Here is an 8,620-nt window from a genome sequence, read left to right as displayed (position 1 = left end):
TGATGGGCGAGCGTAGGACTTGGCGTAGGTTTGCGCATCGGGCCCCGTCAAATAAGGCGCAGGTACCGCTGCATCATCGGGGTGACGGGTGCAGGTGCTGCTGTGGGTTGCGTGCTCATATGACGGGGAAAAGTTGCTTTGGCAGCCCGAGTTTACCAGCGGCCTGAACGGGACTGCTCCAAGTTCGCCGTCGGGCCAGTTGCCGGCGATGGCGAGAGGCTGCAATCGGCCAGAAGCAGCCACTCGACTTCAGTATCTGAATTGGTGACAATCGGTCCATAACAACCACACTAACGTCCAATGGAACTGACAGCCGAGCAAGCAAAGGAAGCTGCCCAACGTGCCATCACCAAGGCAGGTTGGGAAGGCTGTGACGCGGTTGTTGTCGACGAATACACCCAAGAGTTTGACGTCGGCTGGGTTTTCTACTACCAATCGGCTCGTTTTCTCGAAACGGGAGAATTTGGATTCTCGCTGGTCGGAAACGCTCCCATCTTTGTTAGTCGCGCGGGTGGCTATTCCGCCTTCATCAGCTACCTAAGACCCATTGTCGAATCCATCGAAGCCTTCCGCCTCTGCGGAAATGCAAACGCGTAGTCGACAATGGCAAGTTCGGCACGAGTTCTCGAGTGCCCGCTTTGGGTGCGAGTGAAAGGCTGCTCGGGGTCGGGTAGCGACCGTCCGTAGGCGCACACTCAATCTCCCTTTGCCTGAAAGGAGATTGTCATGAAATCCGAGAGTGTCGCCGTTAGCCGTCGTGTGCCATGGAACAAGGGCAAACTCACCGGGCAGAAACCGCCGCTAAAGCTCCGAGAAATTTGGGCGATCCGGACGAGGCTTCAGATGGCGTCGAACGTCCGTGAGCTCGCGATGTTCAATCTCGCAATCGACAGCAAGCTTCGAGCGTGCGATTTCACGCGATTGCAGGTGCAGGACGTCCGTCACGGAAGCCACGTGGCTGCGAGGGCCACCGTCATGCAGCAGAAGACCCAGCGGCCGGTCCAATTCGAGATCACGGAACAGACCCGTGATAGCCTCGAAGCTTGGATCGAAGCGCGAGGGCTGAAGGCCGCGGATTTCTGTTTCCGAGCCGGTTGCATACGTCACCGCATCTGTCGACCCGGCAATACGCCCGAATGGTGCATCGCTGGGTCGCGTCGATTGGACTCGACGATACCGCATATGGGGACCTCGTGATTCCGATGCAAGATTCCGGTTAGAAGGATCTAAGCACCATTTGGCCGAGCGGTCTGCCACCAATATATTGTTATTTTAAATCAGAGGGTTGTTGTATGAGTGTGACGCCCGCGCATTATGGAAGCGCCGATCATTGACGACGAACTGTGGATACTGATCGGGCCATTGCTACCACGCGTGAAGCCTCGTGCGAAGAGCGTGCCTGGTCACCCGCGCGTGTCCGATCGTGCGGCGGTCAACCGCATCCTGTTCGTGTTCAAAACGGGAATACGGTGGAACCACTTGCCGACTCGGCTGGGCTTCGGCTCAGGGGCAGCTTGCTGGTGGCGATTAAACGACTGGCAAAAGGCTGGTGTGTGGTACCAACTGCACAAGTTGCTGGTGCGGCCGGCCAGATCGATCTGTTATACGCTGCGGTCGATTCGTCGTCAGTGCGCGTCGCTGTGACCGACGAAAAACTGGCCTAAACCCGCGAATAGTGCGCGACCCGGTTCCAAGCACCACATCCTCGTAGACGCCAACGGCGTTCCTGTTGTCACGATCCTGACTGGCGCGAACGCCAACGAAGTCACGCAGTTGCTGCCGCTCATTGTGCAATTCCGCCAATTCGCGGCGTCCGTGGTCAACCACTTCTGAAGTCTGGCGCCGTCTACGCCGATTGCGGCTACGACTCCACACGACACCGACGTGCGCTGCGTGAGCGCAGCGTCAGGCCCATGTTCGCGAAGCGCCGGAGCGAATATGGTAGCGGGCCCAGCAAGTATAGTTGGGTGGTCGAACGCACACACTCCTGGGTCCATAATTTCCGTCGTGTGCGTACGCGCTTCGAGCGACGCGCCGCAATTCACGAAGCATTCTTGAAACTCGGCTTCTCGCTCGTCTGTCGGAACATCTTCAGGCGAGCTGAGCAAAGTTTTTGAACTCCCCTCTAAGTGATGTGTTCCACTTTGCATGGAGGCACTGACATCACGCGGACCGTTCAACCGGTGTCGCTGCTGACCTTACATCAAACTGCCGGGCCAACGCGAGAAAGCCGGCGATATAGGGCACTTCCTCTTCCCCGCGACGCACGCCGAGGTGGATGCTTTTGTGAATACCGTCTTGACCGAGGCGCACCATGCGAATCGGCATGGACGCGCCTTCCTCGATCACCAGCCAGTCGGGCAGCACGGCCACGCCCCGGTGTGCTGCGACCAGCTGCAGCATCAGCTCGGTCTGCTCGGCCGTGCGATGGAATTTGGGCCGGCAATGGGCGGGGACCAGGAAGCGCGTATAGATGTCGAGCCGCTCCTTGCCGACGGGCACCGTGATCAGTTCCTCGGCGAGCAGGTCATGCGGCAGCGCGAATTCGCGCGCGGCAAACGGGTGCTGTTCATGTACCACCAGCATCAGCTCGTAGTCGATCACCGGTTCGAACACGACGTCGGGCAGGTTGACCGGGTCGGGTGTGACAAGCAGGTCGATTTCAAAGCCGAGCAGCGCCGCGACGCCATCGAAACCGAACGCAGTCCTGACGTCGTAATCGACATCGGGCCAGCTTGCGAGATAACGTGAAGTCAGCCGCGTCAGCCACTTCTGGCAGGGATGGCACTCCATCCCCACACGCAGTGCGCCGCGTCGCCCCTCGGCAAATTCGATGAGCGTGCGCTCGGCATGTTCGATCTGCGGCAGCACACGCTCGGCCAGCGCAATCAGATATTCGCCCGCATGCGTAAAGCGCAGGCCGCGTCCGTTCTTGGTCCAGAACTTGACACCATGCCGCTCCTCGAACTTGCGGACCATATGTGACAGCGCCGACTGCGTGACGTTGAGGCGCTCGGCGGCCGCGGTCAGGCTGCCGAGTCGCTGGACTTCCTTCAGGATCGAAAGATACTGGAGATCGAGCATGGTTGAACTCCCCATATTGCTTGCAACAGGCGATCGCTGGCACCGGTGCGTGTGTAGCGCATCGGCCGGCCCGCGGCACCACGATGCCGTTTGCCCGTCCGGGTCATGCTGTCGGCGTAGCTCGGCCCGAGGTCCACAGGAATGCCGCCAGCCCCAGCACTGGCCCGGGCACCAGCAGCCAGATCGCATCGAGCCCGATCTTCTCGAGCAGCGCGGTGGTGGCTGCGATCGAGATGACCGTCATGGCGAAGCCGATCGAGTTCTGGATTGCCAGCGCGCCTCCGACCCAAGCGGGCGGGCAGGCGCGTGCCGCCAGCGCCGAGAATTGCGGCGAATCTGCGACGACCGACGCACCCCAGACGACGAGCAGCGCCGCCATGGCCATCGGCGGCAGCACGCGCCATGCCAGTGCGAAAGTCAGCGCACAGAGCCCAGAGATGGCTAATGCACCGAGCGCGACCTTTGCGCTACCCAGCGTGCGCGACAGCATTCCGCCGACGAGCGAGCCGATTGCGCCCGTGGCGATGACGCCGAAGGCGAGGCCCGACACACCGAAACGGGGAAACTGCGACGCCAGCGCGGTATGTGCGATCAACAGCGGCACGGCCGTCCAGAACGTGTAGAGCTCCCACATATGGCCGAAGTAACCGAACGTCGCGGCACGAAACGCGCGGATCCGGAACGCCACGAGCACGGCGGCCGGGCTGCCTTGCCGCCCAACGGCGGCGTTCGTCCGCGGATAGGTGCCGTCACCGAGGACGCCGATCACGACGGCGCCGATCAGCGCGAGCACCGACGACGCGGTGATGATCCACTGCCACGGCAGACCGGTGCCGACGACCCGCATCGCGTGCGGCAGTGCCGTGCCGAGCGTCAGCATGGCGACCAGCTGGGCCAGCGCGGAACCCGTGCGATCCGGCGCCCAGCCGACGATCAGCTTCATGCCCATCGGATAGATGCCCGCGAGGCAGATGCCGACGCCGAACCGGAACGCCGCGCCCGTGGCAAGACCGCTCGACAGCCACGCAAAACCGAGATTGAAGGCGGCCCCGAGCACGGCGCTGCACACGAAAATCCGGCTCGCGCGAAATCGGTCCGCGGCACCGCTCAACGAGATCGCAAGCGTGCCGAAAATGAAGCCCAGCTGTACCGCGCTGGTCAGCCAGCCGATGTCGGCCGCGCTCGCGTGCCAGAGCCGCATCAGGTCCGGGGCCGTGCTGTTCGCGCTGAACCACAGCGCCGTGCCGAACAGCTGCGCGATCGCGATCGCGGCGACCGGCCCGATTCCGTCGACCAGCCAGTGCCGCAACCGGGTGTGCGGTTCCACGATGCTTGAACACATATGACTTCCTTGGCGGTTGCGCGACGTCCGCTTTCTCGCACGCCGTCCTCGCGCCGCATCGGACGGAATTGCCCGTGCGAGCCGGCAGGGGCACCGGCGGTCGACGGGCGGGGCTGAATGGAGGGCGCGGGTCGCGCCGCTGTCGGGTGACGTCGATCGGAAACGATCGAATCAGGCCGTGACGAGCTGACCCAGCCAGCGCGTATCGCGCGGCGATGGCCGACGATGCAGGCGCTGCTCGAGCAGCGCGCGTGCCTTGCCGGCGTCGCCGCTGCGCATCCACGCGACCAGCAGCGTGTCCTGCACGATTTCGCGTTGTGCGCCGCTGCCGCCGATGCGTACCGCTTCGTGTGCCACGGGTTCGAGAAGGGCCGCGCATCGTGCGTATTGCTCGTCGGCGAATGCAAGCGCCGCGCGGCAGATCGCCGGCACCACGGCACCGGCCCGCAGCGTGCCGGCTTCGACGAGCGCGTCGAGCGCGCCCGCCCGCTCGTCGAGCGCCGCCTTTGCGCCGGTGGCCGCCGCGATCAACGCCATATGGACATCGGCGAACGGGAAGCCGGCCTACCGGAAGTAGTCCGATGCATACCGGGCCGCATCGTCCCACTTGCCGTCGGGAACGATGTGACCGTAAGCCTGCATGCGCCAGAGGAACGAAGCGGTATCGCTGACCACGTTGATCGGCACGCCCAGCGACGCCGCCGGCGCAACCTGCGCGTCGTAGATCGCGAGCGCGCGTTCGGTATCGCCGCGTTCGAGCGCGATCAGCGCCGCATGCCACGCAATGTGGCTGTGAAGGATGCCGCTGCGGTCGTATTCAGGCAGCCAGCCGGCGATCATCGCGTCGGCCTCGTCGTTCGCGCCGGCCTCGTACAGCACGTGTGCCACCGCGTGCGCGGCATTGACGTTGTGCCGGCGCAATTCGAGCGCACGCTGCGTCAGCGTGCGGCCGAGCCGGACGTCGCCGTTTTCGCCATGCGCCCAGCCGCGATACGTCAGGAACCACCAGTCGTCGTCCTCGAAATGCCGCGCATGGCGCTCGCAAAGATCGACGCGCGCCTGATCGTGATCCGCCATGCCCGAAAACGCGAACAGGCCGAACGCGCCGAGCGGCAGCGACAACACGACCACGTCGCGGGGCCAGCTGTCGGCATGCTCGAACGCGGCCGTCAGTGCCGGTGCGGACTGCCCGTGGATCGCGAGCGACAGCACGTTGACGTGGCTGCGCTCGCGCGGCGTGCCGTTGCGGGCAGCGAGTGCGACCGCGTTCGTGATCATCGCGCGCGCCTCGCCGACCTCGGCGCGGATCGCATGCAGGCGTGCCCGGGCGGCCTGCGCCAGCGCGAATTCCGGATCGGCCGCGATCGCCTCGTCGAGCGTTTCGGCTGCGCCTGGCCACAGGGACAGGAGCAGGTCGACGCCGGCGCGATAGCGCTCGGCCGCGCGTTCGGACGTCGTCGAAAGGGGCAGGCTGTAGCGGTCGAAACAGGCCATGAGGCGGGAAACTCCGGTAAGTATCGTTGGCGTTCGGGGCGGCGGCTGTCAATTGCGCGCGCGTTGTCGTCGAGACAGGCATGACGATGATTAGACCAAGTTTCTCGGTGTCGGTATTTCGATTAATAGACAAAATATATAGAATATCTGCCAACTGGAGAATCATCATGGTCTGGGAAACGATCGAGGCGCCGGCGAACGCGGCGCCACCGGCACCCCTCAGGGTGCGCGCGCAGTTCATTCCCGCCCGCCACTGTTTTCCCGAACATCATCATGGCTGGCATCAGGTGGTGTACGCGATCTCGGGCGCGCTGACGGTGATCGCGGAAGGCGGTTCCTGCGTCATATCGCCGGATCAGGCCGTGTGGCTCGCCACCGGCGCGCGGCATCGCGTCGGCTCGCTGCTGGGCGCGGAATTTCGAAGCCTGTGGATCTCGGACGACGCGGGGCCGGCGCTGCCGGGCACGAGTCCGAGCGTGTTCACCGTCTCGCCGTTGCTGAAGGCGCTGATCGTCGAGGCGAGCGAAATCGAAGGGCAACCCGGCGAAGACGGCTATGCGGCGCGCATCACCCAGCTGATTCTCGACCAGCTGAGACGTGCGCCGGCGCTCCCGTCGGCATTGCCCTGGCCGCGCGATGCAGCGCTGATGTCGCTGTGCGAAGCGCTCTACGCGGATCCGGCGGACCTGCGCGGCCCGGAGGAGTGGGGCGCCATGTTCGGGATGTCGACGCGCACGCTGGCCCGCCGGTTCGTCGCCGAAACCGGCATGAGCCTGCGCTCGTGGCGCCGTCGCATGCGCCTGTTCAGGGGGATTGAACTGCTTGCGGGCGGGCACGGCGTGACACGCGTCGCGATGGAGCTGGGCTACGGCTCGACGTCGGCTTTCGTCTACGCGTTCCGGCTGGAGATGGGCAGCAGCCCGCGGGCCTACATGCGCGGCCGCGGCACCGAGTTCGGCGAATGCGCGCCGGCGCGGCCGCGCTGAAGGCGAGAGGAATCGGGGCCGATCGGATCCCGCGGGATCCGATCGATGATGCGGACGCTTACGCCGGAAGATCCTTCGGATCGCACGATTCGCACGCGGCATCGGTGCGCGTGGCTTCGTTCCGGATATAGAAGCGATACACGCCATACACGAACGCGACCCAGACCGCCGACACCACCAGCGACATCCGCATGTCCGGCAGGATTGCGATACAGGCCATCACCGCGGCGACGAAGCAGAGCGCAATGTAGTTGCTGTACGGATAAAACGGCATCTTGTAGGTGAGCTTGTCCGCTTCGCCGTTCGCGATCCGGATCTTGCGAAAGCGCAGGTGGCTGATGACGATCGAACCCCATGCACAGACGAGCGCGAACACGGTGACCGACGAGAACAGCTCGAATGCCTGCTCCGGCATCACGTAGTTGAGCAGCACGCCCGCAAACATCGTTGCGAATACCATTAGGATCGCGCGATACGGCACCTTGCGGTTGTTGACGACGCCGAGGAACGCCGGCGCGTTCTTCTGCAGCGAAAGGTTGTAGAACGTGCGGCTGTTGGTGAACACGCTCGCGTTCACGGCCGAGAGCACCGCCATGATCACGACGAGGTTCATGATGCCGGCCGCGGCGGGAATGCCGATCTTCGTGAATACCTCGACGAAGGGGCTGCCCTTGGTGGTCAGCGAGGTCCACGGGAACACCATCAGCAGAACCGCGATCGCGCCGACGTAGAAAATCAGCAGGCGCCAGAACGTCGCGTTGATCGCCTTCGGCATGGTCGTGCGGACATCCTTCGCTTCGCCGGCTGCGAGGCCGAGATTCTCGACGCCGCCGAACGAGAAGGCCACCATCACGATCGCGAGAAAGGTACCGCCCACGCCTTTGGCGAAGAATCCGCCGTTCGCAACGAGGTTGTGATAACCGATCGGCACGCCGTGGTTGCCGATGCCGAACACGATCATGCCGGCGCCGAAGACGATCAGTGCGACGATCGCCGCGACCTTGACGACCGCAAACCAGAACTCGGCCTCGCCATAGAACTTCACGCCGATGACGTTGACGCAGAACATGATCGCCACGGCCGTACCCGCCGTCACCCAGATCGGGATGCCGGGGAACCAGAAGTGCACGTAGTTGCCGAGCGCGTTCAGGTCGGCCGCGCTGGTGGCGAGCAGGAAGATGAACGCGTTCCAGCCGTTCAGGAAGCTGACGAAGCGGTGAATGTAGCGGTTCGAGTACGAGACGTAGGAACCCGATACCGGCTCCTCGACCGCCATCTCGCCCAGTGCGCGCATCACGAAGTAGATCGCGATGGCAGCGAGCACATAGACGAGCAGGATGGCCGGGCCGGCCGTGCGGATGGCCCAGGACGAGCCATAGAAAAGCCCGGCGCCGATCGCGCCGCCGATCGCGATCATCTGGACGTGCCGGTTCGACAGGTCGCGCTTCAGGTCTTCCTGTTCGTAAGTCGTGGTTTGAGGGGTCTGTGTCATGTCGCCTCCGAGGGTGTCTTCATCTGTCTTTGCAGTTGCATGGGAAATGCCGTTTTGTTTGTATGTATTCCTTATTAACGGACGTGATCGTTCCGGACGATCGACATCCTTGTCGTGCTTCTGGTGAACGTAGGCGAAGCGGGCGCTAGTGTCCTGTTCCGCTGATTCGCGAGCAAAGTCGATGCAGCTTTTCGAGGATGGAATCGGCTGACGCGGTCCAGA

Annotated in this window: 5 protein-coding genes and 3 pseudogenes; 4 read left to right on the top strand and 4 right to left on the bottom strand. The window is 63.6% G+C overall.

Features of this window, described 5'->3' with window-relative positions; all coding sequences use genetic code 11:
• Positions 1-300: 300 nt before the first annotated feature.
• From C5F75_RS26390 to C5F75_RS26380, 3 genes and pseudogenes are all read left to right on the top strand, one after another.
• A complete protein-coding gene (locus C5F75_RS26390; protein WP_104012921.1) occupies positions 301-597 on the top strand; it encodes a YrhB domain-containing protein in 297 nt (98 codons plus the stop codon).
• 129 nt (positions 598-726) lie between these two features.
• Positions 727-1,187 (top strand): annotated as a pseudogene (locus C5F75_RS26385) (tyrosine-type recombinase/integrase); the annotation flags it as partial.
• 127 nt (positions 1,188-1,314) lie between these two features.
• Positions 1,315-2,117, top strand: a pseudogene (locus tag C5F75_RS26380) (IS5 family transposase).
• Between the two features lie 46 nt (positions 2,118-2,163).
• On the opposite strand, the gene C5F75_RS26375 reads toward C5F75_RS26380, so the two are convergent.
• The 3 genes and pseudogenes from C5F75_RS26375 to C5F75_RS26365 all read right to left on the bottom strand — a co-directional run bounded on the left by C5F75_RS26375 (position 2,164) and on the right by C5F75_RS26365 (position 5,920).
• A complete protein-coding gene (locus C5F75_RS26375) occupies positions 2,164-3,084 on the bottom strand; it encodes a LysR family transcriptional regulator (RefSeq protein ID WP_104012920.1) in 921 nt (306 codons plus the stop codon).
• A gap of 103 nt (positions 3,085-3,187) precedes the next feature.
• Positions 3,188-4,426 (bottom strand): MFS transporter, encoded by a 1,239-nt coding sequence (locus C5F75_RS26370; protein ID WP_104012919.1) that lies wholly within the window; start codon positions 4,424-4,426, stop codon positions 3,188-3,190.
• A 171-nt stretch (positions 4,427-4,597) separates the two neighbouring features.
• Positions 4,598-5,920, bottom strand: a pseudogene (locus tag C5F75_RS26365) (tetratricopeptide repeat protein).
• A gap of 80 nt (positions 5,921-6,000) precedes the next feature.
• On the opposite strand from C5F75_RS26365, the gene C5F75_RS26360 reads away from it, so the two are divergent.
• Positions 6,001-6,906: an AraC family transcriptional regulator gene (locus tag C5F75_RS26360; RefSeq protein WP_258048595.1), complete on the top strand. Its 906-nt coding sequence runs from the start codon at positions 6,001-6,003 to the stop codon at positions 6,904-6,906.
• A 58-nt stretch (positions 6,907-6,964) separates the two neighbouring features.
• Here the strand turns inward: C5F75_RS26360 and C5F75_RS26355 are convergent, their stop codons facing one another.
• Positions 6,965-8,398 (bottom strand): amino acid permease, encoded by a 1,434-nt coding sequence (locus C5F75_RS26355; RefSeq protein ID WP_104012917.1) that lies wholly within the window; start codon positions 8,396-8,398, stop codon positions 6,965-6,967.
• Between the last annotated feature and the right edge of the window lie 222 nt (positions 8,399-8,620).

It is taken from the genome of Burkholderia anthinoferrum (genome assembly GCF_002925705.1).
Lineage (GTDB): Bacteria > Pseudomonadota > Gammaproteobacteria > Burkholderiales > Burkholderiaceae > Burkholderia > Burkholderia semiarida.
Note: the sequence above shows the minus strand (reverse complement) of the source record. Positions and strands in the feature narration are given on the sequence as shown.